The following is a 1,755-nucleotide window of genomic DNA, read 5'->3' as shown; positions in this document are numbered from 1 at the left end:
ATTTTCCGACAAAGAACTTAATCATCAATTGATTGCTTTCTTCAGAGATACTAATAATTTTATTAGCTGTATAAGGTTTAAATAAAGCATAGATGATACGTTTTGAACCATTAACAAAAGTTTCTTTTTGACCAAGAGCATAAATTGCAACGATAAAAGCAATAACTCCGTCTAAAAGGGCCCCAGTGATACTTACAGTACTTAAGATAGCTTTATCAAAGATAGCACTGATAGAGTTAATGTTGAGGATATTGGAAATATCTAAAACATCAAATGCTCGTCCGATAAGATCAGGTGGGAGGGCAACAAGGGTAGTGCTAACTTCTTGCTCTAAAGTGCTTAGGAATAACCTAAATTCATCTATATAGGTTGGAATATTATTTCCTAATACAGATAAATTATTTAAAATTTGTGGAATCAAAAACTTAACAGATAAAATAATAGTTCCAAATAAACAAATATAAACTATGAGAATAGAAAGTGTTCGAATAGCTTTATATTGTTTAATAGAGTGTGGCTTAAATAACCTTGAAAAGTGTCGTTCAAAAAAGCTCATAGATGGATTCATAAGATAAGCAATAATAAGGCCATAAATAATAGGCTCAAAAATGCTAAATATAGATTTAATGAAAGATGTGATGTATGGCATTATGTTATCGGACTTTGAAGAAAGACGATAAGCTAAAATGGATACAACAATAACGAAAATAGTGTAGAGAGCAATCTTTAAATATTTAGTATCTAAGATTTTTTTCACTCAATAGCTCCTCCTTAGTATGGATAATAATATAATTCATTTTAACATACTATATAATAAAAGAAATAGATAAAAATATTATTAAGAAAGGGAAAAAACTATGTCTAAAAAATTAATATGTCCAGAGTGTGGTAAACAAGAAGTAGAAGAAATGAATGCGTGTGGGGCAAGTAATTATTTTTGCAACCATTGTAAGCGATTAATTTCAAGGAGCAGAATCATTTATCCAGAAAATAATCAAAAAAATGAAGAAAATCATTGACAACTAGTACCATTAAATATATAATAAAAGTATCTTAAATAGATACGCGATTGTGGCGGAATTGGCATACGCGCTAGACTAAGGATCTAGTGGTCCTAGACCTTGGGGGTTCGAGTCCCCCCAATCGCATAAGATAGCCTTAGAGTAGAAATATTCTAAGGCTTTTTTGTTATTTTAATATATAAACTATAGATAGGGCTAATAATTAATAATTATTAGCCCTAATGAATAAATAAGCTAGAAAACTAAATTTTTAATTAGTTCTCTAGCTTATTTTCATATTCTATAGGGTGTTTGTATATTTTAGGATAGTCTTTTTAAATTTAAGGTAAAATGTATTAAATGTCGAAAAAGAGGGAATATAAAAAGTGGATATAGATAAGATTAAAGAGTAGATATTATGTAAGATGGAGAAAAGTAAAAAACAAATTGGTTAGACTAACATAAAATAGGAATAAAAAGTAAGCACATTAACTAAATAAAAATAGAAAAAATATAGGTAAAACGTTTTATTTACAATTTGTTCACAGTTAGGACAAAAAATCGACAAAAACTGATGTTATTATTATCTACGAACGGACAAGTAATATTTAAATATATTACTTTGGGAGTAGTTATTGTTACTTTTATTCCCCTAAACCCTTGATTAGATAAATGTAAAGATTCCGTATTTGCATCATTTCTAAACTCCCCTAAACATATAATTACACATAAAAGTAACGAAATTATTTCCCTA

2 protein-coding genes and 1 tRNA gene are annotated in these 1,755 nt (G+C 28.3%); 2 read left to right on the top strand and 1 reads right to left on the bottom strand.

The genetic code is table 11. The annotated features are described in order from the left end of the window. On the bottom strand, positions 1–757 hold a 757-nt coding region (locus ACRDBA_RS00730; protein ID WP_438571033.1), incomplete at its 3' end, for an AI-2E family transporter. 100 nt (positions 758–857) lie between these two features. Here ACRDBA_RS00730 and ACRDBA_RS00725 point away from each other — a divergent pair. Together ACRDBA_RS00725 and ACRDBA_RS00720 are read left to right on the top strand one after the other, a co-directional pair. After that, on the top strand, positions 858–1,019 hold the full coding sequence (locus ACRDBA_RS00725) for a YfgJ family double zinc ribbon protein (RefSeq protein ID WP_438571032.1): 162 nt from the start codon (positions 858–860) through the stop codon (positions 1,017–1,019). A gap of 46 nt (positions 1,020–1,065) precedes the next feature. Then, positions 1,066–1,148: transfer RNA gene (locus ACRDBA_RS00720), tRNA-Leu, on the top strand. Positions 1,149–1,755 lie beyond the last annotated feature (607 nt).

The organism is Clostridium sp. (genome assembly GCF_051654825.1).
In the GTDB taxonomy this organism is placed as follows: Bacteria; Bacillota; Clostridia; order Clostridiales; family Clostridiaceae; genus Clostridium.
Note: the sequence above shows the minus strand (reverse complement) of the source record. Positions and strands in the feature narration are given on the sequence as shown.